Source organism: Hymenobacter fodinae, from assembly GCF_004745825.1.
Lineage (GTDB): Bacteria > Bacteroidota > Bacteroidia > Cytophagales > Hymenobacteraceae > Hymenobacter > Hymenobacter fodinae.
The window spans coordinates 1,220,296-1,246,089 of record NZ_SRLA01000001.1 but is presented as its reverse complement, the minus strand read 5'-3'; the positions used below and the strand labels follow the sequence as shown (position 1 = coordinate 1,246,089).

General features: G+C 52.9%; 23 protein-coding genes. 8 read left to right on the top strand and 15 right to left on the bottom strand.

What is annotated here, in order from left to right:
- Position 1: 1 nt before the first annotated feature.
- The 3 genes from EU556_RS05335 to EU556_RS05325 all read right to left on the bottom strand — a co-directional run bounded on the left by EU556_RS05335 (position 2) and on the right by EU556_RS05325 (position 3,568).
- Complete coding sequence (locus EU556_RS05335) at positions 2-1,153, bottom strand: DUF4249 domain-containing protein (protein WP_135431745.1); 1,152 nt, start codon at positions 1,151-1,153, stop codon at positions 2-4.
- Between the two features lie 71 nt (positions 1,154-1,224).
- On the bottom strand, positions 1,225-2,337 hold the full coding sequence (locus tag EU556_RS05330; protein ID WP_167855463.1) for a DUF4249 domain-containing protein: 1,113 nt from the start codon (positions 2,335-2,337) through the stop codon (positions 1,225-1,227).
- Positions 2,338-2,404: 67 nt separating this feature from the next.
- Positions 2,405-3,568, bottom strand: a complete 1,164-nt coding sequence (locus EU556_RS05325; RefSeq protein WP_135431741.1) for a DUF4249 domain-containing protein — start codon at positions 3,566-3,568, stop codon at positions 2,405-2,407.
- A gap of 240 nt (positions 3,569-3,808) precedes the next feature.
- On the opposite strand from EU556_RS05325, the gene dnaE reads away from it, so the two are divergent.
- Complete coding sequence (gene dnaE / locus EU556_RS05320; protein WP_135431740.1) at positions 3,809-7,525, top strand: DNA polymerase III subunit alpha; 3,717 nt, start codon at positions 3,809-3,811, stop codon at positions 7,523-7,525.
- 76 nt (positions 7,526-7,601) lie between these two features.
- Here the strand turns inward: dnaE and EU556_RS05315 are convergent, their stop codons facing one another.
- Complete coding sequence (locus tag EU556_RS05315; protein ID WP_135431738.1) at positions 7,602-8,477, bottom strand: YsnF/AvaK domain-containing protein; 876 nt, start codon at positions 8,475-8,477, stop codon at positions 7,602-7,604.
- Positions 8,478-8,519: 42 nt separating this feature from the next.
- Positions 8,520-8,933 carry a YsnF/AvaK domain-containing protein gene (locus tag EU556_RS05310; protein ID WP_245327436.1) on the bottom strand — a complete coding sequence of 138 codons (414 nt, stop codon included), beginning with the start codon at positions 8,931-8,933 and terminating at the stop codon, positions 8,520-8,522.
- Positions 8,934-9,512: 579 nt separating this feature from the next.
- Here EU556_RS05310 and trxA point away from each other — a divergent pair.
- The gene (gene trxA, locus EU556_RS05305; protein WP_135431734.1) at positions 9,513-9,842 is read left to right on the top strand and encodes a thioredoxin; all 330 of its coding nucleotides are present in this window, start codon (positions 9,513-9,515) and stop codon (positions 9,840-9,842) included.
- An 88-nt stretch (positions 9,843-9,930) separates the two neighbouring features.
- Here the strand turns inward: trxA and EU556_RS05300 are convergent, their stop codons facing one another.
- Entirely contained in the window at positions 9,931-10,893 is a 963-nt protein-coding gene (locus tag EU556_RS05300) for an energy transducer TonB (protein ID WP_135431732.1), read from the bottom strand.
- Positions 10,894-11,043: 150 nt separating this feature from the next.
- On the opposite strand from EU556_RS05300, the gene EU556_RS05295 reads away from it, so the two are divergent.
- A complete protein-coding gene (locus EU556_RS05295) occupies positions 11,044-11,358 on the top strand; it encodes a hypothetical protein (RefSeq protein ID WP_135431730.1) in 315 nt (104 codons plus the stop codon).
- Positions 11,359-11,433: 75 nt separating this feature from the next.
- Here EU556_RS05295 and EU556_RS05290 read toward each other — a convergent pair whose 3' ends face one another.
- Positions 11,434-11,898 carry an AsnC family transcriptional regulator gene (locus tag EU556_RS05290; RefSeq protein ID WP_135431728.1) on the bottom strand — a complete coding sequence of 155 codons (465 nt, stop codon included), beginning with the start codon at positions 11,896-11,898 and terminating at the stop codon, positions 11,434-11,436.
- A gap of 599 nt (positions 11,899-12,497) precedes the next feature.
- A complete protein-coding gene (locus EU556_RS05285) occupies positions 12,498-14,723 on the bottom strand; it encodes a protein-disulfide reductase DsbD family protein (RefSeq protein WP_135431726.1) in 2,226 nt (741 codons plus the stop codon).
- Between the two features lie 220 nt (positions 14,724-14,943).
- Between EU556_RS05285 and EU556_RS05280 the strand changes: the two genes are divergently transcribed.
- Positions 14,944-16,275, top strand: coding sequence for a hemolysin family protein (locus EU556_RS05280; protein ID WP_135431724.1), 1,332 nt, complete (start codon positions 14,944-14,946; stop codon positions 16,273-16,275).
- Between the two features lie 79 nt (positions 16,276-16,354).
- Here EU556_RS05280 and EU556_RS05275 read toward each other — a convergent pair whose 3' ends face one another.
- From EU556_RS05275 to EU556_RS05265, 3 genes are all read right to left on the bottom strand, one after another.
- Positions 16,355-16,630, bottom strand: coding sequence for a hypothetical protein (locus EU556_RS05275; RefSeq protein WP_135431722.1), 276 nt, complete (start codon positions 16,628-16,630; stop codon positions 16,355-16,357).
- 87 nt (positions 16,631-16,717) lie between these two features.
- A complete protein-coding gene (locus EU556_RS05270) occupies positions 16,718-17,227 on the bottom strand; it encodes a gamma carbonic anhydrase family protein (RefSeq protein ID WP_135431720.1) in 510 nt (169 codons plus the stop codon).
- A gap of 86 nt (positions 17,228-17,313) precedes the next feature.
- A complete protein-coding gene (locus EU556_RS05265) occupies positions 17,314-18,297 on the bottom strand; it encodes a radical SAM protein (RefSeq protein WP_135431718.1) in 984 nt (327 codons plus the stop codon).
- Positions 18,298-18,560: 263 nt separating this feature from the next.
- Here EU556_RS05265 and EU556_RS05260 point away from each other — a divergent pair, with 263 nt between their 5' ends.
- The gene (locus EU556_RS05260; RefSeq protein ID WP_135431716.1) at positions 18,561-19,043 is read left to right on the top strand and encodes a hypothetical protein; all 483 of its coding nucleotides are present in this window, start codon (positions 18,561-18,563) and stop codon (positions 19,041-19,043) included.
- A gap of 9 nt (positions 19,044-19,052) precedes the next feature.
- Here EU556_RS05260 and EU556_RS05255 read toward each other — a convergent pair whose 3' ends face one another.
- The 4 genes from EU556_RS05255 to accD all read right to left on the bottom strand — a co-directional run bounded on the left by EU556_RS05255 (position 19,053) and on the right by accD (position 22,907).
- Positions 19,053-19,814 carry an endonuclease III domain-containing protein gene (locus tag EU556_RS05255; protein WP_135431714.1) on the bottom strand — a complete coding sequence of 254 codons (762 nt, stop codon included), beginning with the start codon at positions 19,812-19,814 and terminating at the stop codon, positions 19,053-19,055.
- A gap of 128 nt (positions 19,815-19,942) precedes the next feature.
- Positions 19,943-20,647, bottom strand: coding sequence for an OmpA family protein (locus EU556_RS05250; protein WP_135431712.1), 705 nt, complete (start codon positions 20,645-20,647; stop codon positions 19,943-19,945).
- Positions 20,648-21,059: 412 nt separating this feature from the next.
- The gene (locus tag EU556_RS05245) at positions 21,060-21,797 is read right to left on the bottom strand and encodes an OmpA family protein (RefSeq protein ID WP_167855462.1); all 738 of its coding nucleotides are present in this window, start codon (positions 21,795-21,797) and stop codon (positions 21,060-21,062) included.
- Between the two features lie 219 nt (positions 21,798-22,016).
- A complete protein-coding gene (accD, locus tag EU556_RS05240; RefSeq protein WP_135431710.1) occupies positions 22,017-22,907 on the bottom strand; it encodes an acetyl-CoA carboxylase, carboxyltransferase subunit beta in 891 nt (296 codons plus the stop codon).
- Positions 22,908-23,249: 342 nt separating this feature from the next.
- On the opposite strand from accD, the gene EU556_RS05235 reads away from it, so the two are divergent.
- From EU556_RS05235 to EU556_RS25975, 3 genes are all read left to right on the top strand, one after another.
- Complete coding sequence (locus EU556_RS05235; RefSeq protein WP_245327434.1) at positions 23,250-24,254, top strand: OmpA family protein; 1,005 nt, start codon at positions 23,250-23,252, stop codon at positions 24,252-24,254.
- 197 nt (positions 24,255-24,451) lie between these two features.
- On the top strand, positions 24,452-24,691 hold the full coding sequence (locus EU556_RS25980; protein WP_210116222.1) for a hypothetical protein: 240 nt from the start codon (positions 24,452-24,454) through the stop codon (positions 24,689-24,691).
- Between the two features lie 263 nt (positions 24,692-24,954).
- Positions 24,955-25,779: a T9SS type A sorting domain-containing protein gene (locus EU556_RS25975; protein ID WP_167855460.1), complete on the top strand. Its 825-nt coding sequence runs from the start codon at positions 24,955-24,957 to the stop codon at positions 25,777-25,779.
- Positions 25,780-25,794: the final 15 nt, after the last annotated feature.

Sequence of the window (25,794 nt, the reverse complement as noted above, 5' to 3'; positions counted from 1 at the left end):
GCTATTGCCAGAAACTGGGCCGCACGTTTGTCCCGCGCCTACGGCAGTCTACGCAGTCAGGCGTTGACACATAATAATCGCCGGTCTGCTTATCCTGTACTATGGGCACTACTTCTCCTCGTTGGAAAAAGCCTAATATCTCTGCGGGCGTAGGTGGGGGCGCTAATGGCCGGGGAATAGTATCGATCTTACAAGATTCATAGCCAGTTACAGATCTCCATTCCCTAGGTAACTGGCTATGCGTAATAAAGATACGCTTCTCGCTCACGGACTGAGCTCCGACAAAACCGATGACCGGCTCGCTGGCATCGGCCACGTTGTGCACGTTGCCCGTGAGCTGGGTGGGCAGCGGGTCGAACAAGGTGCCGATGTTTTCTGTGTTCTTGCGCAGGGCCTCCCAGTAGCTGTACTCCTCCGCGCTCAGCGCATACTGACGCACCAGGATGCTGTACTTATAGCGCAGCTTCACCGAGTTCGACGGCAGCAGCGTCAACGGCTGCTGCGAAACAATGTCCTCACTCAGCCGGGTGGTCGTCCCTACCTGAATAGCCGTTGGCGCTTCATTACCCCAGCAATTGTAGGCGTTTTCCGTACGATCCACTACCCGTCCGTTTTTATATTCCAGAAAAGACTGGTAGGCTGAAGTAAACTCCCAAGTTTCGTCGTAGGTCCAGCGATAGTAGCGTGACTGGCTGGTTTCATCATGAGCATTGACATAAATCTGCAGTCCCTGGCTGGTTGGCTGCCACGACACAGAGTCAATAAGAGGTGTAGCTTTTATAGGTGTATAGACCGAAGTATACTCACGCCCATCAGCTAGCGTGAAGTGCAGACGTACAGCTTGGCTTGTGGACAGGTCTAGTGCCGCTGAAGTATACGTACCGGGGGCTGTTTCACTTAATGAATATTGCCCGCCACTCTGTAGCTCGATGAACATGCGGGCTCTGCGTTCAACTGGGGCTGTGCCATTCTGAGTGAGGTTTACAGTGCGTTTTAGCCGTATTGTACTCACCCCTTTTCCATTGATGCTGCCATCTACTACAAGCACATTGCTATCCTTCACTGCTACTTTCGGCTCGAACGATTCGACGCACCCTGAAAAGAAATATAGGCCTGATACTAACGCTATACAGGTGAAGAAATGGCGGTTCATGTAGTCTCTAAAAAGTGTAGCAAGTCCTTAAGAGGGGTATTGATGAGTACTTCTACACCAGACCCAAAGCGCTATTGCCAAAAGCTTGGTCGTACGGTCGTCCCACGTTTGCGGCAGTCCACACAATCAGTACTTGAATAATAAATACCACTCTTATCAGCACCAATAGGAGTTGCTTCTCCTGATGCAAAAAAATCAGCGCTTTTCGCCGTATCCACCACGCATCCCTCGTATCCAGTTCGCACCCGCCAGTTGTTGGGCAGTTGCTCGCGTCTGATGAAGATACGCTTCTCGCTCACGGACTGGGCCCCGACAAAGCCGATGACCGGCTCGCTGGCATCGGCCACGTTGTGCACGTTGCCCGTGAGCTGGGTGGGCAGCGGGTCGAACAAGGTGCCGATGTTTTCTGTGTTCTTGCGCAGGGCCTCCCAGTAGCTGTACTCCCCCGCACTCAGCGCGTACTGGCGCACCAGGATGCTGTACTTGATAGCCAGTTTAGATGAGCTCACAGGCACTAAAATTAGCGGCTGCTCTGATATCACGTTACGGCTTAATCGTAAAGTATTTGCCAGTGTAATAGTAGTTGGAAACTCACTACCCCAGCAATGATTGATGTCTTCCTTGCGAAATATTAACTCTTTGTTTTTATACTCCAAGTATGACACATAGCGTGATTTTATTTCCCATGTTTCATCATAGCTCCAACGATAGTGGCGTGTCTGCTGAGCACCGTCGTGAGCGTTGACGTATATCTGCACTCCTTGCTCATTGGTCTTCCACGACACGGAGTCAATGGCAGGTGTGTGCTGTGCAGGTGTATATTCTGAAGTATATTCTTGGTCACTGGCAAGCGTAAAATGCAAACGGAAGAGTTGTTCGCGGGGTAGCATCAGAGCCATCGACTGATAAACACCTGGCTGGCTCTCGGTCAATGGGTACTGGCGTCCGCCTTGCTCTTCGATATAAACTCGAGCCTTGCGCTCTACAAGTACAGAGGCATTCGGGGCTAAGCCTGTGGTGCGAGTAAGCTTTATAGTAGTACGCCCCTCAGAGTTAATGCTGCCATCGACTACGAGTATATTGGCATCTTTCGCTGCCACTTTCGGCTCAAAAGAATCGACGCACCCTGACAAGAGATACAGGCCTAGTAATAACGCTATACCGGTGAGGAAACTTAGGTTCATGTAGTCTCTGATAGGATTGGAAGCGCTCTGGCTGCGCATAACGAATCAACTAGCGCCCTTAAGCGAGCTATTCCCAAAAGCTCGGTCGCACATTCGTCCCGCGTCTGCGGCAATCCACGCATTCAGGATAGGAAACTGAAAAACTAGGGTTGTAATAGCCAGGGGGTGGATCAAGTATTCTAGTTATAGGACTTATTTGTCCGAGTTGAATCAAGTATAATATCTCCTGTGTTGAATGAGATGGTGGGGAAACAAAGGGAGTAGGAAGCACCCAAGTTTGACATGATTCATATCCAGTTAAGAGATTCCAAGTAGAAGGCAGTTGCTCACGCTTGATGAAGATACGCTTCTCGCTCACCGACTGGGCTCCGACAAAGCCGATGACCGGCTCGCTGGCATCGGCCACGTTGTGCACGTTGCCCGTGAGCTGGGTGGGCAGCGGGTCGAACAAGGTGCCGATGTTTTCTGTGTTCTTGCGCAGGGCCTCCCAGTAGCTGTACTCCTCCGCGCTCAGCGCGTACTGGCGCACCAGGATGCTGTACTTATAGCGCAGCTTCACCGAGTTCGACGGCAGCAGCGTCAACGGCTGCTGCGAAATAATGTCCTCACTCAGCCGGGTAGTCGTCCCTACCTGGATGGCCGTAGGTGATTCACTGCCCCAGCAATTATAGATATTATCTTTACGACGTATCAGTTCCCCATTTTTGTACTCCAAATCTGCTTGAGCAGCAGAAGTGAATTCCCAAGTTTCGTCGTAGCTCCAACGGTAGTACCGAACTGAATGAGTTTCATCATGGGTGTTAACTGCTATTTGCAAACCTTCATTGGTTGGCTTCCATGACACCTCGTCTATAGCAGGCGTGTGCTTAGCTGGCGTGTAAGCCGAAGTGTACTCCTTCCCACTTGCCAATGTCATGTGCAGCCGCACTAATTTTTCCTTGGGTAGCGACAGGGCAGCAGATTGATATGTACCGGCCGGACTTTCAATGAGCGTATATCGTTTTCCCGTTTCTTCTTCTATAAATACACGGGCTCTACTTTCTATCCCTGCCGGAGTATTTTCCGCTAGGCCTGTCGAGCGTGATAATTTGATAACCGACGCGCCCTGTGCATTAATAAAGCCATCTACCACAAGTACGTTACTATCCTTCACTGCCACTTCTGGCTCAAATGGTTCTATACAACCTGCCGTGAAGAGTAAGGCTAATAGGTAATAGTTACGGGAGACCATAGAATTAAATAGGCAGTAGCGTCCAAATAAAATATTGTACCGGTTAAATATAGGTCCTTAAATTCAGTCGAGTCATCTATAGTTTAATAGGATATGCTAAAAATATGAAGCCATATCCAGAGCTATCATATTGATTACATGATTACATAAAAACGACCGGTTTTACAACTTTCCTTTCCGGCACTGCGGCGGTAACTTTACTCTCTACTTTGTGCCTCTAATGGCCTAGGAAGTTTGTACATGCCCGTATTCTCACACCTTCACTGCCACACGCAATACTCGCTCCTCGATGGTCAGGCCAGCATTTCGGCCCTGATGAAAAAGGCCCAGGCTGATGGCATGCCCGCCGTAGCCCTCACCGACCACGGCAACATGTTTGGGGCGTTCAACTTCGTGGCCGAGGCGAATAAATACAACGTCAAGCCTATTGTAGGCTGCGAATTCTATTTAGTAGAAGACCGCCACAAAAAGAGCTTCAGCCGGGAGAAGGGAGAGCGGGACAACCGTTACCACCAATTGCTGCTAGCAAAGGACCAAGCTGGCTATCAGAATCTGGCCAAGCTCTGCTCCATGAGCTTTATTGAGGGTGTGTACTCCAAATACCCGCGCATTGATAAGGAACTGCTGCTGCAATACCACGAGGGGCTAATTGCCACTAGCTGCTGCATTGGCGCCGAGATTCCGCAGGCTTTGCTCTGGAAATCAGAGGCCGAAGCCGAAGCACTGCTGAAGTGGTGGCTGGATGTGTTTGGGGAGGATTACTATATCGAAATTCAGCGTCACGGTATTGAGAATATCGACAATACCGGTAAAAGCCAGGAGGATCTAAATCAGATTCTGCTGAAGTGGGCTAAGAAGTATAACGTGAAGGTCATCTGCACTAATGATTCCCACTACGTGAATCAGGAGGATTTTGCGCCTCACGATTTGCTTCTGTGCGTGAATACTGGTGAGGAGCACAGCATTCCGGTGGGTGACTTCCAAACCAAGTATTTCCGGCTAATGTCGTCGGATAATAAGGTGCTCTACGACCACCTCGATAACCTGCGCCCCCTGGCTTCCTCCGACGATCAGATCCGCCGCCAGCTTATGCGCATCGATGAGGAAGCCCAGATGCCCCGCCCTCGCTCCCGCTTCGGCTTCCCCAACGACCAGTTCTATTTCAAGACGCAGGAGGAAATGAGCCAGCTGTTCCGGGACGTGCCGGAAAGCCTGGACAACACGAACGAAATCATCGATAAAATCACGCCGCCCAAACTAGCTCGTGATATCCTGCTGCCCAACTTCCCTATTCCGGCCCCTTTCGCCAACGCCGACGAATTTCTGCGGGAGTTGACCTATGTGGGGGCTTTCGGGCCCTCAGCTGGAAAAGGCAGCTTGACAATGACCAAGCCGCCCCGCTACGCGGAGCGTACCCCTGAGATTGAGGAGCGCCTGGATTACGAGCTGCGTATTATCCAGACGATGGGATTTGCGGGCTACTTCCTCATCGTGCAGGATTTCATCAACCGGGGTCGCGACATGGGCGTGGCCGTGGGACCGGGACGGGGCTCGGCGGCCGGCTCAGCGGTGGCCTACTGCGTGGGCATCACCAACATCGACCCCATTAAGTACTCTCTGCTGTTCGAGCGTTTCTTGAACCCGGAGCGCGTGTCGATGCCCGATATTGACATTGACTTCGACGACGTGAACCGTCAGCGCGTCATCGATTATGTGGTAGATAAGTACGGCAAAACCCAGGTAGCGCAGATTATCACCTTCGGTACCATGGCCGCCAAGTCTAGTATCAAGGACGTGGCCCGGGCCATGGAATTACCGCTGCCCCTGACCAACGAGTTAGCTAAGATGGTACCCGAAAAGCCCGGCACCACCTTAGCTGGGGCTTTTGCCGAAAACCAGGAGTTGGACATGATCCGGCGCGACGACGCGCCCGACAACCTGCGCGGGCAGATTTTGCGCCTAGCTGAAAAGCTGGAAGGATCAGTGCGTAACACTGGCATTCACGCCGCCGGCGTTATCATCGCTCCAGACGACATCACCAAGTACATCCCCGTTTCCACTTCCAAGGATTCGGACCTGCTGGTTACCCAGTTCGACGGGAAGGTGATTGAGTCGGCCGGGATGCTCAAGATGGACTTCTTGGGGCTGAAGACGCTGACAATTATCGTGGATGCGCTGGAGCTTATCAAGAAGAACCATGGCGTCGACATCAACATCGACGACATCCCGCTCGACGACCCCAAGACGTACGAACTGTATCAGCGCGGCGATACTATCGGCACGTTCCAGTTCGAGTCCGAGGGCATGCGCATGTACCTCAAGGACCTCAAGCCCACCAACATTGAGGACTTGATTGCCATGAATGCCCTGTACCGACCGGGCCCCATGCAGTTCATTCCGAACTTCATCAACCGCAAGCACGGCCGCGAGGAAATAGAGTACCCGCACGAGTTGCTAGAGCCTATTCTGAACTACTCCCAGGGCATCATGGTGTACCAGGAGCAGATTATGCAAGCCGCCCAAATTCTGGCTGGTTACTCCCTGGGTGGCGCCGACTTGTTGCGCCGGGCCATGGGTAAGAAGGACATGAAGAAGATGGCCCAAGAGCGGGAGAAGTTCTGCGAGGGAGCCGAGAAGCTGCACGGCATCAAGCCGAAGAAAGCCAATGAGGTGTTCGACGTGATGGAGAAGTTTGCGGCCTACGGCTTCAACCGCTCCCACTCCGCCGCCTACTCGGTAGTGGCCTACCAAACCGGCTACCTCAAGGCAAACTACCCCGCCGAGTACATGGCCGCCGTGCTCACCAACAACATGTCGGACATCAAGAAGGTGACTTTCTTTATTGAGGAAGCCCGCCGCCAGGGTGTGCCCGTACTAGGCCCCGACGTGAATGAATCTATCCTGAAGTTCAACGTGAACGAAAAAGGCCAGATCCGCTTTGGTATGGCGGCTGTGAAGGGTGCTGGCGAAGCAGCCATTGAGAGTATTGTGGCGGAACGGGTGAAAAAAGGCCCTTACACTGACATTTTTGACTTCTCGAAGCGGGTAAACCTGCGGGCTGTTAATAAGAAAACCTTCGAAAGCCTGGCCTTGTCAGGAGCCTTTGATTCGTTTGAGCGCTACCACCGACGCCAGTTCGTGGAGGCGCCTGCCAATGATCAGAACCTCATTGACAAGGCCGTTAAGATGGGGCAGCAATACCAGGCCGACCAGGACTCGGCCCAGCAAAGCTTGTTTGGCGGCGGCGCGTTTGGGGCCGTAGCCATGCCCCTGCCGAAAGTAGCCGACATGGAGCCCTGGCCCGCCACTGAATTGTTGCGCCGCGAGAAGGAAGTGGTAGGCTTTTACCTCTCAGGCCACCCGCTAGATGATTTCAAGCTGGAAATCGACTCCTACTGCACGTGCTCTCTCGACAAGGTGGAGAATTACAAAAACCGCGAGGTGACAGTAGCCGGGCTGATTTCGAACGTCATGTTCAAGACCACCAAGACCGGCCAGCCCTTCGTGTCATTTAGCGTGGAAGACTACGAATCAAGCTTGAACCTAGCCCTATTCCGCGACGATTATAGCCGCTTCTCAGCCCTGATTAATCCCCGCAACTACGATAAGGAGCAGGTACCGCCCATGTACATCCGGGGCAAGTATGCACAGCGCTTCCGCGACTCCGACCAGTTCGAGTTCAAGATCCTCACCATGGAGCCCTTGTTCAACGTGGCAGAGAAGCTAGCTAATGGGGTGCGCGTACAGCTGGATCTGCGCACCATCACAGAGCCTTTCATGGACCGCTTCATGGAGGCTGTAGAAGGCTGCGCCGGCTCTAAAAAGCTGGAAATCAAGTTTGCTGAGCCTCATGAGCACCTGACCGTTGACACCTATTCCCGCCGATACCGGATTGAGCCGAAAGAGTTTATCCGGAAGATGCGCGAGATGGAAATTGACGCCTGCCAGTTGATATAACCTAACACTTCACCTGCTAGACCACCATAAAAAAGGCACCCAATCTTGGGTGCCTTTTTTATGGTGGTCTAGCAGGCTACACTGTTTGATTACTGTCGTTGATGTCGCGGCGGGTTACGTCCGTGTCATTGAGACGCTCCACATCTACCTCGGTTTTCCGAACGGTGTCGCGGATGGTTTCCTCCCGCTCAGTAACTTCTTTGCCCAGCGTTACTTCTTCTACCACGCGGGCTTCTTTGCCTACAACAGCACGCTCAACGCTTTCTGTAATTTCGATTTCGCCTTCTCTGAAGGCGGCAAAGTCAGCCTCCGTAGCTGGGCGGTCTACCGGATGACGCTCCACATTTACGTGCTCCTCACGCAGACGCACGCTTGCTTCTACCGGGCGCTCCACAATGCGGCTGCGCAACCGGGCACCACCCGTCTGCTCTACCCGCTTGCCTACTTGCAAGTTCTCTTCAATTACCTGCGCAGACATGCCCGCGTCGCCAGTGGAGGCAGCGGTAGTATTATCTTGGTAACTATTGGCAGTTGCGCCACTGCTAGCATAGCCAGTTTGACTAGCGCGCTCATCTACATCAACGGCGCCAGCCTGGTCTAGTATCTCGGCAGCACGATGGGCGTGCTCAGCTGATGAGCAATGCACAGTTACCAAGGAATGGCTCTGCCGTGCCACGTGCGAGTACCGACGAGCATCATCAGAATCGTCGCCCCCAAACAAGTTGCTGAAGAAGTTGCTGATGCCATCTCCGGTACGACCAGCAGCATCACCGACGGCTTCTGTAGTAGTGCCGCTAGTATTCTGGTAGTTGCTGCTGTCACTGGTGCGGGCCGTTGAGCCCGATGATGCTACATCTACACTATCTTGAGTAAAGCCCGCGGCGGCAAGTTGGCGGGCTGCCTGTTGTGCCTCAGCGGCACTGTCAAAAATTCCTACAACAGTCTGGTTCATAGCGAAAGAGATTAGAAAAGAAAAAGGAGCAGGTAAGTGATATTATTCAGTAGGCCTAGGCCTTGCAGGATCTGTGGTTGCAGCAGGAGCTGTACCAAGCGGCGCTTCACGCACTACCTGCACGTCCTCGTGCAGCAGTGTGATAGGTTGCGAATGAGTGGTATTGATGGTGCGTTTCGTAACCCTGATTTCCTCCACTACCAGCAGACGCGTAACAACTACTTCCCGCAGCACCGGAATTATAGTCACGTCGCCATCGTAGCGTAGGCCAGGAGGCGGAGCACCATCAGCTACATACTGATTTATGGGCACCCGCTCTACCTGCACTTCTTCGTGCTTAAGAGGCAGTTCCAGCAGTTCTTCACGCTCGTGCACCGTTTTTGTAAGCCGCACACGTCCACTCTCCACTACCTCACGATTGATAATGGCTTGCTCTTCGATTACAGGGATGACCAAAGGCTGATTGGAAACGGGGGTCACCCTACCGGTTGTGCCTGGCGAGGAAGAAGATTCAGGGGGATTAATAGGCTGGTCCATGGCGCACTCTTACGCTGCCACATACCAGTTGTTTATACAGCAGCGCTTACAATAATTTAATTTTCACATTAAATATTATAATTTTCATGACAATACGGCAACCCTACTACACACTGATCAAGCCATTGACTACACTAAGGAAGCTATCTATCCCCTTGCGTGCGTTTCCACTGATAGGATATAACTTATATGTTCAAAATTCAGGTATACAGATTGTTGCAACCTAGGCAACTCTAGGTTCTGATAGTATTTCTACCGTTTATATACTCTAAGTAATCCAAGAATCTCTGCAAAGTCACGGTCAGTAGGCCACTTGTTCCTATTAACCTCGCTAATCAAGCCCTTTTAACCCTACAGAATAAGCACTGGTATTGACCGCGAAAACTGCCACTATGGCCGAGTGAACTTTCCGGCCCGCTGCTTGTTGAAACGCAATCTGCTACCTTGCGGTCCGGTTGACCGTAAACGGCAAACACATTCCAACAAACCCCTACTGTTATGGGACATAAAGCCATCGAAATTACCGATGCTAACTTCGACCAGATCATCAACTCCGATAAACCCGTGCTCGTGGATTTCTGGGCCGAGTGGTGCGGTCCGTGCCGTATGGTAGGACCGGTAGTAGAGGAGTTGGCTGGTGAATACGAAGGCAAAGCCGTTATCGGCAAAGTTGACGTAGACGCCAACCCGCAGACCTCTGCAAAATTTGGGATTCGCAGCATTCCCACCCTGCTCGTCTTCAAGAACGGGCAGATTGTTGACAAGCAAGTAGGTGCTGTTCCGAAGCACGTGCTGGCTCAGAAGCTCGATGCTCAGGTAACAGCCTAAGACGCTAAAGCCTCTTTATACGAACTACGCCCCGCTTCTCATGTGAGAAGCGGGGCGTAGTTCGTATAAAGAGGCTTTAGCGGAGGGGTTATTCGTCGTCGGGGTTAGTGGCGCGGGCCTCAGTGGGCGGCACCTGCACGGGCCGTACACCTTTCAGCAGCGCAAAGCTCGGGGCAAAGTTGATGGGCATGGTGAAAGTCATGGCCGTTGGAAGGTTATACTCGCGGCCTGGCTCAAACGCAGGCAAGCTAGCCACCACTCGGCAGGCTTCCCGATCGGCATCGGGGGAAAGACCCCGCACCACGCGCACCTGGCCTACACGACCATCTTCCCCCACAGTGTAGCTTACGTGCACGGTACCTGTTATACCTTTCCGACGCGTGTTTTTAGGATAAATAGTATTACGAGCCACGTAATTGAGTAGGGCTTCTTGCCCGCCCGGAAACTGGGGAAGCTGCCGCACCTGCACTTTGCCCATGTAGGGGCTGCCATCTTGATTGAAAAAAGCCAGAGCCAACGGTTTGCCTTGGCGGTCTGGTAGGGCAATAGCGCTTAGCTGACCCGTATCATAGTAGTAGTGCCACTCGCCTACTAGCCTACCCGTGTGGTAGCGGCCTTCAGAACGTTTCTGGCCGTTGCGATGCACACTGATCCAGCGGCCTACCCGTTGCCCATCATTGTACTCACCGCGCTGACTGACGCGGCCGTCTTCGTACCACCCCACATACAGGCCCGTGGCTTCATCATCGTGGTAGTGCACTTGGCCAGCCTTCGCGCCGGAAGGATGATACCAGGTAAATAAGCCGTCACGTACCGGCGGGTCAATGGCCGACAAGACACCCCGTAGCAGGAGCGTGCCATTTAAGGCGTACTCCTGCATAGTATACGTCCCAAGCAGTTCGCTTTTCCGGTCAACGAGCCGGTAGTGCGTGGCGCTGTCGGGCACTGTTACTTCATCATGGTCATTCAGATAGATGGCGGGTAAGCTCTGCGCCGACACCCAAACGGGCAGGCTTACCGATACCAGCAGCGCACTGAAAAGACCTTTCATACGTATGACGCTTATACTACTTGCCTATGGGTTTCGACGAAATATACCTACTCCTACTGTCCAGCCCAAGCACAATTGGCTGAAGTCATGAAAAATACTATATTTCCTGTATCTCAGACTATTACCTCCCACCCCATTTTCTCTCCATCCATGAAAAATTTCTTTGTCTTCCTGCTTCTGCTTAGCCTGTATGGCTCGGCCGTACAGGCTCAAACGGCTCCGGCACGTACCTCCAGCACAGTTACTACGTCTTCGGCTACGCGCACTAGTGCGCAAACTTCAACGGTAAAGTCGACAACTGGCCCTACCAAAGCCGATGGTACTCCGGACAGAAGATACTCGCAGAACAAAGTGGCTAAGTCGTCAACCGTTACTGGTCCTAAGAAAGCCGACGGTTCTCCAGACAGACGCTATAAGGTCAACAAGACTACGACTACCACCTCATCGGCCACGACCAAAAAGTAGCAGTACTTTGGTAAGCCTTACACACAGAAAGGCCCCGATGCAGTATCGGGGCCTTTCTGTGTGTAAATGGGTAAGCTAGAGGAGTTGAATAGGACGGTTGAAAGCCTCTTCCAGCGAAATCAGCGTTTCAGTCCGTTCGATGCCCTCAATCAGCTGAATTTGCCCGTGCAATACGTCGCGCAAATGGTTGGTGTCGCGACAAATCAGGCGGGCGAAAATGCCGTAAGCTCCAGTGGTAAAATCGATGCTTACCACCTCTGGAATCTGCCGTAACTGGTCTACTACGCTGCTGTATACCGAGCTTTTCAGGAGATAAATGCCTAGGAAGGCCCGAACACCGTAGCCCAGCTTCTGGTAATCGATTTTGAGGGTAGCCCCCTGCACGATACCCAATTCCTCTAAACGAGCCATGCGCACGTGTACCGTGCCACCCGATACATGAACCTTACGGGCAATTTCAGTATAGGGCATTTTAGCATCTTCAATGAGCAAGGCTAAAATATTGCGGTCAGTGTCGTCAAGTTCGTAATTGCGGGCCATTTTTTAGTAAGTTGATTGAATATATTTCAATTCAAGAGCTTCATTATTAAAAACTATGTAAATTTTTACCCAAATGTCTGAAATTATTTTATAATAATAATCAACAACCTACATTTGTCATAATCCAACGCAGTCGGCAGCGGAGCAGTAACTTAACAATGTAGAGTGATGAAACTGGCAGACATGCCCTCCTCTCTCGGGGGTGGAGATTCGGGAAAAACTGGTCCGGCGGCCGGCTAACTACTCCGTGGAGGTTCGAATCCTTCTTCTACAGCTTTTTCTTCTTTGGGTGGATAATCGTGAGGAGGGAAAACGGGACGTATCTGGGTGGGTGCGTTCCAATTGTGAGAGGCGGCATCTGGGTGGGTGCCGCCTTTTGTTTTTTGTATCTCCTCCGGCTATTCTCTATCAACACGCGATTTACATGTGAAATCGGGTGCAAAGAACGCCATTTTTATGGCCATTTGCCCGAACACTTATAAAAAACCCGCTAGGCCACTGACAGACCTAGCGGGTTTTTAGTTTTAACAAGTGGTATCAGATGCTGTATCAGATAGTAGCAACTCCGGTTACTCTACTTGGGTACGCCCTGCTCTGCGTTACTGCTTCGCTACGGCTTGCCCTTGTTGTTTATACTGTGCCACGCCAGCATCAAGGAAAGCAATGAACTTGTTGATATCCGACTCGTAGGCCACTGGTGGTGCCAGTACTACGGGCTTTTCCACGGTGCTGCTAGGATCGAGTAGCGCGTAGTACGGCTGGGCATTCATGTTAAAGCGCGTAATCTGGAAGTCGAGGTTTTGCTCGCCAATAGTCTTTTTTACCCGCTGGTCGCGGGGAGAAGTGTACCATTGGTTGGCAGGTAGTTCGGTTTTGTCGTCGGCGTAGAGTGCTACCAGTATAAAGTCATTCTGTAGGCGCTTCAGCACGCGAGGGTCGCTCCACACGGTTGCTTCCATTACCCGGCAATTGCCGCAGTTATGCCCCGTAAAATCCACGAACACGGGCTTACCCTGCTGGCGGGCACATGCTAGTGCTTCCTGCAGAGTGAAGTAGCCTGATAGATTGTGAGGGAGCTCCAGAGTTTCAGCAAAGCGCGGCGTAGTGCACAGCTCCGTACTGGCAGTGGCTACGGCTGGGGTGGCATTCGCATTTAACCAAGCATAGTCTTGGCGGGTAGCCGGCGGAGCCAGGGCCGAGAGCCCATTGAGCGGCGCGCCAAACAGGCCCGGTACCATGTACAGCATGAAAGCAAAAGCTACCGCCGACAGTAGGAGGCGAGGCACGCTTACGTGGGTCGTTTCGCTGTCGTGCGACAACCGGAACTTGCCCAGCAGGTACAGGCCTAGCAACCCGGCTAGCACAATCCAGATGGCTAGGAAAATTGGTCGCGGCAGCAAGCCCCAGTGGTACGACAAGTCAGCTGAGCTCAGAAACTTAAAGGCCATGCCCAGCTCCACAAACCCAAGTACCACTTTCAGGGTGTTTAGCCATCCCCCGGAGCGAGGCATTGATTTCAGCCACGTTGGGAACAGCGCAAAGAGGAAGAAGGGCAGCGCAAAAGCCGTGGAAAAGGCTAGCATACCCAGCGTGGGACGGAGCAGTTCGCCGTTAGCAGCGGCAATTGCTACCGAGCCCACAATGGGTACTGTGCAGGAGAAGGAGACCAGTACCAGGGTGGCCGCCATAAAAAACAGGCCCGACCAGCCTCCCTTGTCAGCCTGTGCATCTACTTTGTTGACTAGGCTGCTAGGAGCATTTATCTCGAACAGGCCTAGGAACGACATGCCGAAGATGATAAAGATGACAAACGACAGCAGGTTGGGGAGCCAGTGCGAGCTGATAAGATTGGCCGCATCGGCCCCAAACAGCAGGCTCAGCACCACGCCCACCCCAGTGTAGATGCTTACGATGGACAGACCGTATACTAGTGCTTTGGTAATGGCTTCTCCTCGGCTACGGCTGTTGTTAGTGAAGTACGAAACCGTCATGGGCAGCATTGGGTACACGCAGGGCATCAGCACGGCTACTAGCCCAGCACCGAATGCCAGCAGTAAGTACTTCCACAAGCTTAGGCCACTTCCGGCGGGCTGATTGCTAGTCACAGCCACACCGGCGGCAGCGCTCTGCGGAGCTGCCGCGGGCGCAGTCGTCACTTGCTCAGTGGAAGTGGTAGCTGGTGCCGTAGCTGCCTGCGCAGTAGTGTCTGCGGGAGCAGCGGGGGTGGCCGTTTGCGACGACGCAGGGGCCGAAGCAGTAGGTGTGGTGGCGGCTGGTGCTACGGCTCCCGACGTGCCTTGGCTTGGAGCAGCAGGAGTAGCGGTTGGCGCTACGGCCGTACCAGTTACTTCCAGCGGTCCGAAGGAAAGGGTTTCGTTGCCCGGAATGCAGCGTCCATCTACGTCGGTGCAGCTCTGGTACTCTACGTCGGCCTTGATGGTGAGGGAGCCAGGCTGCAGCACTCGCACCCGCTGCCGAATTGTCCCGGTCTTTTCGAAGTAGGTGACGTTGCCCTTAAACACCTCGTCATAGTGCTTTTGGGCTCCTACTGACTTAGGTGGCCCAAGCAACTCATACGCGGGGCTTTTAGTGAAGCTAAAGCTAAAGACCGTAGGCCCGAGGTCTGGATCAAAATCAGTGGCATAGAGGTGCCAGGTATCCTGGATCCGGGCATTCACCACAAGCTCCACCTCGTCGCCCACTTTTAGAGCTGTTTTGCTTACGGTGGTGCTTAGCTTGGTAGGCGTAATGACCTGGGCTAAGACGGGGTAAGCGCTAAGCAGCCCCAGCAGCAGGGTCAGCCGAAATATTTTTACTAGTTGCATGCAAAAAAGAGGAAAGACAAAGTAAAGAGGCGTGCAAGCCCACAAAGTACGCCAGTACCCGGCATAGTTCCACCTTATCCTGCACCAACAGGCTCGGCCGTCGCAGGTTTTAGCGGCTCAACCACGTGGCCTAGGCCACCCCTACCCGAACCGCTTGCGCATATTCTCGTACTTTTGATACATAAAGGGAGCCAGGCCGGTCGAGCCGTGCCCCGCATCTATGATCTTAAATATCTTACTTACCGTTCTGCTGGTGTTGCTGAACGGCTTTTTTGTGGCGGCGGAGTTTGCCTTCGTCAAGGTTCGGATCTCGCAGATTGAGATCAAAGCCCAAGGTGGAAACCGGCTGGCGAAGCTTGTGCAGAGCATGCTGCACGATCTGAATTTTTATTTATCGGCCACTCAACTTGGTATTACGCTAGCCTCGCTGGCCCTGGGTTGGATTGGAGAAAGCGTGGTGGCTGAAATTGTGATGGCCATTATTGACAAGTTTCATATAACGCTGTCGACCACGGCCGTACACCAGATTTCCCTGGTCACGTCCTTTTCCATTATTACGATTCTGCACATCGTGTTAGGTGAGCAAGCGCCGAAGGTGATGGCCATTCAGAAGCCTGAAAGCACCACAATGGCCATTGCCATTCCACTGTGGGCCTTCGCCAAGATTACCTGGATTTTTATTGTAGTGCTTAACACGCTCTCCAACATGGTGGCCGGCTTGTTTGGGGGCCACGTTACGCACGGCCCTGAAGCTCACTCGGCGGATGAGCTGCGCTTATTGCTAGACCAAAGCAAGCAAAGTGGAGAGATTCAAGACTCGGAGCACGAGCTGATTGAGAATGTGTTTCAGTTCAACGACCGCATGGTGAAGCAAATCATGGTGCCCCGCACCAAGATTGCCGCCATCGATGTAAACCTCCCCCAAGACGAACTCTTGGAGACGGTGTACAACGAGGGCTACTCCCGCATTCCGGTCTACGAGGGCAACATCGATAATATTGTGGGGGTTCTATACGTGAAAGATTTGCTGCAAATCATCCGTCGGAACGAGCCCATTTTGGTGCATAAGATTATGCGCCCGGCCTACTTTGTGCCGGAAACCAAGAAGATCAACCGTTTGCTGCGGCAGTTTCAGCGCAAGCACATGCACATGGCCATCGTCAGTGATGAGTTTGGTGGCGTTTCCGGTATCGTGACCATTGAGGACATTATGGAGGAGCTAGTAGGCGAAATCCAGGATGAATACGATAACGAAGTGCCCGTGGTAGAAAAGGTGTCTGACCTGGAATACCGGGTGAACACTGCTACCCCTATCCCCGACGCTAACGAGTATCTGCCTTACCCTTTACCCGAAGGCGACGATTATGAAACCGTAGGAGGCCTACTGAATGTCATCTATGGCAACATTCCGGAAGTAGGCGATGTTGCCGTCCTCGACAATTACGAATTCCGGGTTCTGAAACGCTCCCGCCGCGCCGTAGAGCTTGTGCAGTTGCGCGTAACATCGGAGCAGGAGCGAGAAACCGCCGATAATGAAGAGCTCAGTCTATAGCCAGTTAATTCGTAGACCCTAAAAAAAGCCTCGCCAGATATCTGGCGAGGCTTTTTTTATTCTACAGTAGGCATAGAGCCTACACCAGAATACGCAGCACGGCTAGTGCAACACCAATGCCCACAAACAGCCAAACCTTTTTGGAGCTAGACTTTTTCTTTTGCGGGTGTGTAGGAGCCGCCGCTTTTGCCACGATAAAATCTACCTGGGCCACCGGGCTTGTTACCGCAGGCGGTGTTGTCACCAACGTAGGTTTACCAGGTCCATCAGGCAAGGAATAAGCAGGAGCTGCCGAAGCAGCCGCACCGATACACAGCAGCCAACCGGCCAGCAAATAGGAATAGAGAGTACGCATATGCAAAGAGTAAAAGCTTATAAAGTCGTTAAGCTACGCTGCTAACATATGCGCCTGCAACTCAAAAACCTGTCTGGTGCCGCGGGCTTAGAACCAGCTAGCGTAGAGCACATAATTATCTGCCGTACGCTGAATAGTAGCCCGCTGCTCTTCGGTAATGGGCTTGATTTTGCGGGCGGGAATACCTGCGTAGAGGTAGCCCGGCTCACACTGCGTGTTCTCCAGCACTACGGCCCCCGCGGCAATAATGCACCCCTGGCCTACCACGGCATGATCCATTACAATGGCACCCATGCCAATTAGTACATCGTCTTCCACAGTACAGCCGTGCACAATGGCTTTGTGCCCAATACTGACGCGGGACCCGATGGTGGTAGCGGCTTTCTGGTAGGTGCAGTGAATAACAGCCCCATCCTGAATGTTGGTTTTATCCCCCACCCGAATGCTGTTCACGTCGCCGCGCACTACGGCGTTGAACCATACGGTGCACTCGGCCCCAAGCGTTACGTCACCAACTACGGTGGCATTATCGGCCAGAAAGCAGTTAGGGCCTAATTGTGGATGGATGCCCCGAACGGGCAAAACGAGTGCGGGCATAAGAGCAGAATAGAAGTGGATGACCGGCAAGCTACTACGCAACGAGCTATTGCAAACAAGTGCTGGTGCACATTTCTGCTACTCGATTACCGCGCTAGCATGCGTCGCCAAGTGCCCTTCTCCCAATTATATTTGAGAGTGCTGGGCAGGGCTTGCCAGAAATATTTACTGGTTTCTACGGCAAAGCTGGGCTGCATGTAACAATTAATCGTGCAGCCCTCGCACTGTGGCAAACGCCCTTCTAATGCCGCCAGCTGCTGCACTGGCCCAGAGTGATAAAGCTCTAGCAGCTGCCCATTGATAGGAAATTTCTTTTCACCCAAGTGGTAACACGGCAACACCAGTTCATTGGACGGAGAAATTACCAGAGTAGTGCTGGCCGCCCGGCACACGGGCTTTGCCACGTGGTTGCCCCCATCGCGGCGCAGTTGAATGAAGGCCTCGTTCAGATATACTCCTTTGCGCTTCCCGAAATTAGAGAGGTAATCTAGCTCGGCACTGGTAAGCTGCTCTCCGGTCTCAACGGCATTATACTCAAAGGCTGGGTTGAGAATCAGCATCAGCTGGTTGGGTTGCGCGATGTCGCGGTACACGGCTTCCAGATCCGGAAGGTTCTCTCGGAACACGGTGAACAAAATGTCGGGCCGCTCGCCTAGCTCCCGCGCTACCCGTATGCTTTCAAGCACGAAATCATAACAAGCCACACCCCGGCCTCTATCATGCACTTCCTTCTCCGAAGCATCCAGCGAAAAATGCAGCATATCTACCTTGCCGCGTAGCTTCTCAGCGTACTTAGGGTAGAGTAAGCAGTTGGTAGTGAGCGTGGTGATGAAGCCCATTTCATGGGCTAGGCCTACAAACTCATGGATTTGCCGGTGTAGCAGTGGCTCACCACCCGTGAAGTCAATAACTGATACGCCTAACTGCTTTAGATCGCGCAGATTTTGCGCTACGTCCTCCAGCTTGATATAAGGCGAGGGTTTCTCCCAAATATCGCAGAATGAGCACCGCGCATTACACCGGTAGGTAACGTAGTAATTGCACAAGACCGGATGACGAACAAGACGCATAGGCTGGTAAAGGTAGTGCACATCCACAACTCAGGGTGCAGCCCTCGCTTTAAACAATACTACGTGCAACCTTATTCTACTTGTAGCTCTCTACTCCTATGCATTCTTCGCTAGGCCACTTAGGCTAAGCGAGAACAACTGACTGCCCTGACTGCTGCTTCGGCTAAGTAGCGGCGTTCGACTGGCCTACGTAAGCATGGCTAGGTTTACCTGTTAGTGTTGTATCTGATTTTACCTTTTACGTTACCTCTATGCGTATTTCTATGCTGCTTGTATCCGGCACCTTCGTGTTAGCAGGCTTTTGCGCCAGCAGTTGCGCCGAAGACGATACTCCTGCCGAGCCCAGGGCCGACGAACTAATTTTCGGGCAATTTTACGGTGAGTGCTCAGGGGAGCGTTGCATCGAAATCTACAAGTTCGATGCCCGCAAGCAGGAGCTGGCCGAAGATGTAAAGGACCTCTATCCCACTGCCGGCACTCCCTACGAGGGCGAGTACACTCTGTTGGCTTCTAGCTTTTATCGGCACGCCGAAGACCTAGTCCAGTATATACCGGCCCAGTTGCTGCGCGAAGCCAACGGCCCGATCGGGCAACCCGACGCCGGCGACTGGGGCGGTTATTACCTGGAAGTAAATAAAAATGGGAAGCGGGGCTTTTGGCTCATTGACACGCAAAAGCGCAACCTGCCGGCTTACCTCCACCCGCTCGTGGATACCCTACAGGCCCGAATTGATAAACTACCGTAGGTCACTACCCTAGTGCGGTAAGGCACCCCAGGCCGTATTCCATTTTTTTGGTGTGGCAGCCATAGCCTCCGCAGTAGCAGGGCCATAATGCTCTAGGTAATAGTTGCAGAAGCCTTTCAGCGGGCAACGAGCACAATCTGGATTGGTGAACAAGCAGACCCGCTGCCCGTGCCAATAGTTGTGCTTGTGAAAATTCAGCAGCACCAATGGATCTTTGGGCAGTTGCTCCAGTAGCACCTTGTGCGCTTTGTCGGCAGAGGCTTTGGGGGCAATCATGCCTACGCGCTGGGCAATGCGGTGCACATGCGTATCGACGGGCAAGATGGGCTTGTGAAAGTTGAACAGCAGGACTAACGATGCCGTTTTCAGCCCGATACCGGGCATATCGGTTAACCACTGCAGACCCTGCTCAGTAGGCCACTCGGCCAGAAAGTCAAGAGTAAATTCTCCGCGTTCCGCCTTGATGCGGCGAAGCACTTCTTGGATGCGCGGTGCCTGGGTATCGGGCCAGCGTGTTGTCCTGATAGCATGGGCTAACTCCGCCGTGGGCGCGTCCAGCACACCCTGCCAGTCGCCAAATGCTTCCAGCATACGGTCGTAGGCCAGTTCTTCGTCGGCGTGCGTGGTGCGGTGCGACAAGATGGTAGAGATGAGCTCCCGCATGGGGGTGCGGCGCGGGTGATCCAGCGTCAGGGGCTCGAAGAACTCATTCAAGATGAGATGATCCTGCCAGGTCTTGTCGGGGGCGGGCGAGGTGTAGGTGGTGGGCATAGCCCGTTTACCCGCTAGCCCGGCCGTAGGTTGCGGCCAGGGTACTGACCTCCGACACAAAAACAAAAAACGGCGGCACTCCAAGAGTGCCGCCGTTTGTACTAGGCGTTGCTTTCGCAGGCTGCAGCTTAGATGGTGCCTTTCTCAGCAGCCTTCTTCAGCTTTTCGTTGGCGTAGATGGCAATTTCTACCCGACGGTTAGCCATGCGGCCAGCTTCAGTAGAGTTGTCGGCAATGGGCTGCTTAGAGCCGTAGCCCGATACCGTGAAGCGCGACGCGTCAACACCCTGCTGCTGCGCGTAGTTGGCCACGGCCTGAGCACGACGCTGCGAAAGTGGGTTGTTGATAGCATCCGAGCCAGTGTTGTCGGTGTGGCCTTCTACCAATACGTTGGTGTCGCCGTACTTGATGAGGGTTTTAGCCAGCTCGTTGATGTTGTCTTCGGCAGTAGAAGTCAGAGCGGCCGAGTTCTTGGCGAACAGGATACCCGAATCGAAGGTGATTTTGATGCCTTCGCCTACGCGCTCAACTTTAGCACCAGCCATTTCGCGCTTCAGCTCAGCGGCCTGCTTGTCCATGCGGCGGCCAATGAGGGCACCACCAGCACCACCTACTGCAGCACCGATAATGGCACCACCAGCGGTGCTATTCTTACCACCAATTACGCGGCCCAATACACCTCCTACTACGGCACCACCACCGGCACCCAGCAAGCCGCCTTTTACGGTTTTGCTCATGGGCTTTTTAGTGGTAGTGGTTTGTGCTTGAACGAAGTTGCTGCCCAACAACAGCAGAGCTAGCAACAAAGAGAAATACGAACGAAGGGTTTTCATGAAAAGAGGGTTGAGTGTGTTGGTGTGATGAAGGCTTTCTGTTTAACGCTACAGTTGCGCGGTACAAATATCAACTAAATCGCCTACTGTGCTACAAGGCATTTTGCAACCACCTTGCCAAAAACGAATAAACCGCAAAAAAATTATGCAGATACACATTTTGCCCATTTGTCACTTCCCAGTTTACACTCAGCGGCCTCTGTTAACACTTCGTTATCAGGTATTTTTGCGCTTATCAATGGCTCGCAATATCTTGTAAAAGTTCTATCGTTTTGCTGATTCAGTGCTTGAGCTAGTAGAAAATTCATCCTTTTGAATGGCCACAATTTCTGGCTCGATCTAAAACTGGTCACTACAAAAAAGAGGGCCACCTGTATAGGTGGCCCTCTTTTTTGTTTGCGTGCACGATGACTTACAGGCGGCCTTCTTCGGCAGCTTTCTTCATCTTCTCGTTGGCGTAGATAGCAATTTCTACCCGACGGTTGGCTTGCTTGCCTTCAGCGGTAGAGTTGTCGGCAATGGGCTGAGTAGAGCCATAGCCTTTCGTGGTGATGCGCGAAGCATCAACGCCCTGCGACGTAGTGTAGTTGGCAACAGCCTGGGCCCGACGCTCTGAAAGAGGCTGGTTGATGGCATCCGAACCGGTATTGTCGGTGTGACCTTCCACCAGCACGTTGGTGTCGGGGTACTTCTTCAGTACCTCAGCCATTTTCTGGATTTCGCTCATGGAAGCGGCCCGCAGATCAGACTTGTTAGTATCGAACAGGATGCCGGAATCGAAGGTAATCTTGATGCCCTCGCCTACGCGCTCAACCCGGGCGTTCTGCATGTCTTTCTGGAGCTCCTCAGCCTGCTTGTCCATTTTGCGGCCAATCAGAGCACCACCGGCACCACCCACGGTAGCACCAATGATAGCGCCAGCGGCGGTACCGCTTTTGCCACCAATTACGCGGCCTAGCACGGCGCCAGCTACTGCACCACCACCGGCACCCAGTAGGCCACCTTTAGCGGTTTTGCTCATGCCAGTTTTGCGCGGACCGGTACCGTTGGTATTGGCTTCCGGAATATTAGGGTTTCTGGTGGTAGCGCAGGAGCTTACAAGCAGCACTAGCGCCATCAGCAACGTCAGAAGAGAATTACGATTTTTCATCGGAATGGAATTAGGTAAGCAGAAAAGAGAGAGGTGTGATTGGGTGAGCTTCTTTACTTGAGTTAAACGGAAAAAGTTAGGCAGACATAGCCTGAACTATATTTTCAGGTTTACCAATTACCGTTTTCAGTAAATCAAAAAAGACTTCCCGCCTAGGCCACTTGCCCAGACAGGAAGCCTTTTCCAAAAAGCTTGCCGAAAGTTTACCTGCTCGCCTGCTTACACCGCCGTCGAGGCCTTAGCATCCTTCGTTACAGGCACTTCAGCTTTTTGCAGCATCGTGAGCAGATCCGTGAGTTTTTGTTTTAGCTCTTTGCGGTCCACAATGAAATCCAGGAAGCCATGCTCCAGCACAAACTCCGCGCTTTGGAATCCCTTGGGCAAATCCTTACCAATGGTTTCCTTAATAACACGGGGGCCCGCAAAGCCGATAAGCGCACCTGGTTCCGCAATATTGAAGTCGCCGAGCATAGCGAACGAGGCCGTTACCCCACCCGTGGTTGGGTCGGTGAGCAGGGAGATATACGGGATGCCCGCCTCCGAAAGCAGAGCCAGCTTGGCCGACGTCTTGGCCATCTGCATCAGGGAGTAGCCAGCTTCCATCATGCGGGCCCCGCCGGAGCGCGAAATCATCAGGAACGGCAGGCGGTTCTGGCGAGCGTAGTCAATGGCACGGGCAATCTTCTCCCCTACCACCGAGCCCATAGAGCCCCCAATAAATTTAAAGTCCATGGCAGCTACCACTAGGCCTAGGCCATTGAGCTGACCATGAGCTGAACGAACGGCGTCTTTCAAGCCGGTAGCCTTCTCGGTAGCTGCTATGCGCTGCGGATACGCCTTGGTATCAACGAAGTGCAGCGGGTCGGCGGAGTGCATGTCGGCATCCAGCTCCGTGTAGGTATGGTTGTCGAACAGGAAGTCGAAGTACTCGGCTGCGTCTATGCGGTCGTGGTAGTTACACTTGGCGCAGGTAGCTAGCAGACGCTTGTGCTCGGCCATTGTGGCCACGGTTTTACACTCGGGGCACTTGTACCACAGGCCGTCGGGCGTCTCTTTCTTCTGCTCCGTCGGGGTGACGATGCCTTTCTCTACGCGCTTAAACCAAGACATATGTTCTTCTTAAATGAGACGTGAGGGGAAGGAAATGGCCCGAGTTCAGTGTGTACCCAGCGGCCACTGCCGAGCTTTTTCTAAGGTGCAAGTTACGGCAGATTCCAGCAGTGGTGAAATAGGTAGCCAGTAAATGGTCAGCAGGGCTTACGTAAGGCAGGCTATAGCACCGCTACAATTTCGGGGGCGGGGCGTCTTAGCCGCTTACTCCGCCTTATGCTGACTTCCTACTTCCTAGGCCAGTCTGATTGGAACATGCCGCCAGAGTGCGTTACCTTGCCACGAGAGAAGGTAGGCAGAGTGGCCTAGCTTGCTCAAGTTCGGAATGAAATGTGTCTTTCTGTGAAAAAAATTTCCTCTTTGGCGGTGTGGGCCCTGTGTGCTGCCACTGCCTTGCCGGGCTGCGTAGCCTCTAAGAAATACGACGACCTAAAAGCTCGCCAAGCCTCTACCGAGCAAGCCCGCGCCGATATCGAGCGTCAGCAGCGCCAGGCAGTGGCAGAGCTCAAAAAAACCACCGATGAGCTGGCCCAAATGCGCCTGCAAAACCGCCGCCTCATCGACGACTCTACGGAAACCGGCCGCAACCTGCGCCGCACTCGCCAGCTCAACACGCAGCTCACCGACTCGTACGATAAACTGCTGAAGAACTCCGACCGCACCATTGCCGACAAAAACGCCGACTATAACAAGGTAGCAAAAGATTTGGCCCGCCGCGAGGCCGAGTTGGGCGAGCTGGATACCAACCTCAAAAAGAGCCGCGCCGACATCGACAAGCTGACTGCTGACCTCACGGCCCGCGAGGCCCGCCTGGCAGAACTGCAGAAAGCACTGGCTCAGAAAGACAAAGCCGTAAACGACCTGCGGGCTAGCGTGAGCAACGCACTACGCGGCTTCAAGGGCACCGATCTGGAAGTAAAGATGAAGGACGGCAAAGTATACGTGTCATTGTCGGAGCAATTGCTTTTCAAAACGGGCTCGACCAAAGTTGACCCCAAAGGCCAAGATGCCTTGAAGCAGCTGGCCGCCGCCCTCCAAAATCAGCCCGATGTGAACGTGGTGGTAGAAGGTCATACCGATAACGTGGCGTTTACTAGGCCTACTGCAGCCATGCAAGACAACTGGGACCTGAGCGTACTGCGGGCCACCGAAATTGCCCGCCTGCTCACCACTGGAGGTGTGCAGCCTCAGCGCGTAACGGCCTCAGGCCGCTCACAGTATGTGCCTGTAGCCCCCAACGACACGCCCGCTAATAAAGCCCTGAACCGCCGCACCGAAATCATCCTGACGCCCAAACTCGACGAGCTGTTTAAGATCCTGGATACAAATTCATCTAGCGGTCAATAGCCCTAGGCCACTATTAAATACAAGAAGAGCGGCGCAAGATGCACTTGCGCCGCTCTTCTTGTATCTTACTTTCGCATAATTACTTACCCCCATTCTTATGAAAAGAAATACAGTGCGATTTTTGTCATTACTATTAGGATGTTTTTGCCTAGCCACACAAGCTTGGGCTACGCATGCCGCTGGAGGCGAAATTCTGTATGAACCTATTCCAGGTTCAGGGAGCCGCTACCATGTTATCATGCGGCTTTATCAGAATACAGCAGGTACGCCTGTTCGGTTTGGAGAACAAGTCCCCCTTATATGCAGCAAGAACAGTTGCGATGGCACTGGCACTGGAAGCTTTAAGGTTGATTTGCTCCGCACCCGCCGCCTTGCACCGGATGTTGTACGGTGCAATGATGAAACGTTTGAAACTCATGTATTTGAAGGAGATGTAGAATTACCCACTGCTCGGTGGACTTTGAGCACTTTCGCAGAGAACCGTTCTCTTGGCATCCGTAACATAGGGCAGTCGAATACACATAACTTATATATAGAGTCTTTTTTGGATAACTCTACTGGCTTGGTAAATAGCTCACCTAAGTTTACAGCCTATAAACTGCCTTACCTGGGTGGCAACCAACTTAGTCAGTACAGCTCCAGCGCATTTGATATAGATGGTGACTCACTGGTGTACCAGGTAGTTGCTCCTTTGGAGAATATGGCAGCTCGAATTAATCAAGCGGCCTGCCCCAACGAAATAAGCCCTTATCGAGCCGCTCCTCATTTTACTGTAGATGCTGCTACTGGGGCATTACTGCCTACCTCGGCACGAATAGAATTAGGAGAGTACTTATTACCCATTCGGGTAGATGAATACCGGAAGCTGAACAACGTTTGGACGAAGATTGGCAGTGTCACCCGAGACCAGATATATTGGTTAAATAGAAGCACGAACTCCACTCCCACTATCACCGGGCTCACAGTAAATAGCAGCACCACTACGCAACCGCTGGAGCAGATTATTAAAGTAAACCCTGGCCGAACGGTTGCTCTCACGCTCACTGCCTCTGATACCGATACTGGGCAGAAGCTACGTTTTGTAAGTGACGTACCAACCATTGTACCGGGTACAGCTATTCAAACCTTGAACGCCACGCAGGCTCGTCTTACGTGGGCAGTGCCTACAAACTTGCCTTTTGGGCGTTATCGACTCACTGTGGCAGTAGCCGATGATGGATGCCCCCTTAATGCCAGCGAAGTCCGGACGATTACTTTCCTGGTTACGGACCAAGTACTGGCGACAACCACGGGTAGGCCTCTTTATTTGCCAGCCAGCCCGAACCCCTTCCGCAGCCAAGTTTCCTTTAAGCTTTCTACTCCACAGACGGTTACTATCACGGATGGCCTAGGCCGGCTAGTGGAACACGTGACTAGCCGCACGGATGGCACCGTTACCTGGCACCCCACAAGCTCAGTAGCGCCAGGTATGTACTTCGCTCGTTCGGCTGATGGAAAGCAATTGGTACGGCTAGTGCGCGAATAACGCGGCTAAAACAGC

Coding starts and splice junctions, on each gene's coding strand:
- EU556_RS05255 (WP_135431714.1), bottom strand. CDS start 19,814: ATGCCCACCACCTACACCTCGCCCGCCCCCGACAAGACCTGGCAGGAT.
- EU556_RS05250 (WP_135431712.1), bottom strand. CDS start 20,647: ATGAAAACCCTTCGTTCGTATTTCTCTTTGTTGCTAGCTCTGCTGTTG.
- EU556_RS25980 (WP_210116222.1), top strand. CDS start 24,452: ATGAACCTATTCCAGGTTCAGGGAGCCGCTACCATGTTATCATGCGGC.
- EU556_RS05285 (WP_135431726.1), bottom strand. CDS start 14,723: ATGCAACTAGTAAAAATATTTCGGCTGACCCTGCTGCTGGGGCTGCTT.
- EU556_RS05325 (WP_135431741.1), bottom strand. CDS start 3,568: ATGGTCTCCCGTAACTATTACCTATTAGCCTTACTCTTCACGGCAGGT.
- EU556_RS05245 (WP_167855462.1), bottom strand. CDS start 21,797: ATGAAAAATCGTAATTCTCTTCTGACGTTGCTGATGGCGCTAGTGCTG.
- EU556_RS05275 (WP_135431722.1), bottom strand. CDS start 16,630: ATGCGTACTCTCTATTCCTATTTGCTGGCCGGTTGGCTGCTGTGTATC.
- EU556_RS05270 (WP_135431720.1), bottom strand. CDS start 17,227: ATGCCCGCACTCGTTTTGCCCGTTCGGGGCATCCATCCACAATTAGGC.
- EU556_RS05300 (WP_135431732.1), bottom strand. CDS start 10,893: ATGAAAGGTCTTTTCAGTGCGCTGCTGGTATCGGTAAGCCTGCCCGTT.
- EU556_RS05265 (WP_135431718.1), bottom strand. CDS start 18,297: ATGCGTCTTGTTCGTCATCCGGTCTTGTGCAATTACTACGTTACCTAC.
- EU556_RS05290 (WP_135431728.1), bottom strand. CDS start 11,898: ATGGCCCGCAATTACGAACTTGACGACACTGACCGCAATATTTTAGCC.
- EU556_RS05295 (WP_135431730.1), top strand. CDS start 11,044: ATGAAAAATTTCTTTGTCTTCCTGCTTCTGCTTAGCCTGTATGGCTCG.
- trxA (WP_135431734.1), top strand. CDS start 9,513: ATGGGACATAAAGCCATCGAAATTACCGATGCTAACTTCGACCAGATC.
- dnaE (WP_135431740.1), top strand. CDS start 3,809: ATGCCCGTATTCTCACACCTTCACTGCCACACGCAATACTCGCTCCTC.
- EU556_RS05315 (WP_135431738.1), bottom strand. CDS start 8,477: ATGAACCAGACTGTTGTAGGAATTTTTGACAGTGCCGCTGAGGCACAA.
- EU556_RS05330 (WP_167855463.1), bottom strand. CDS start 2,337: ATGAACCTAAGTTTCCTCACCGGTATAGCGTTATTACTAGGCCTGTAT.
- accD (WP_135431710.1), bottom strand. CDS start 22,907: ATGTCTTGGTTTAAGCGCGTAGAGAAAGGCATCGTCACCCCGACGGAG.
- EU556_RS05335 (WP_135431745.1), bottom strand. CDS start 1,153: ATGAACCGCCATTTCTTCACCTGTATAGCGTTAGTATCAGGCCTATAT.
- EU556_RS05260 (WP_135431716.1), top strand. CDS start 18,561: ATGCTGCTTGTATCCGGCACCTTCGTGTTAGCAGGCTTTTGCGCCAGC.
- EU556_RS25975 (WP_167855460.1), top strand. CDS start 24,955: ATGGCAGCTCGAATTAATCAAGCGGCCTGCCCCAACGAAATAAGCCCT.
- EU556_RS05280 (WP_135431724.1), top strand. CDS start 14,944: ATGATCTTAAATATCTTACTTACCGTTCTGCTGGTGTTGCTGAACGGC.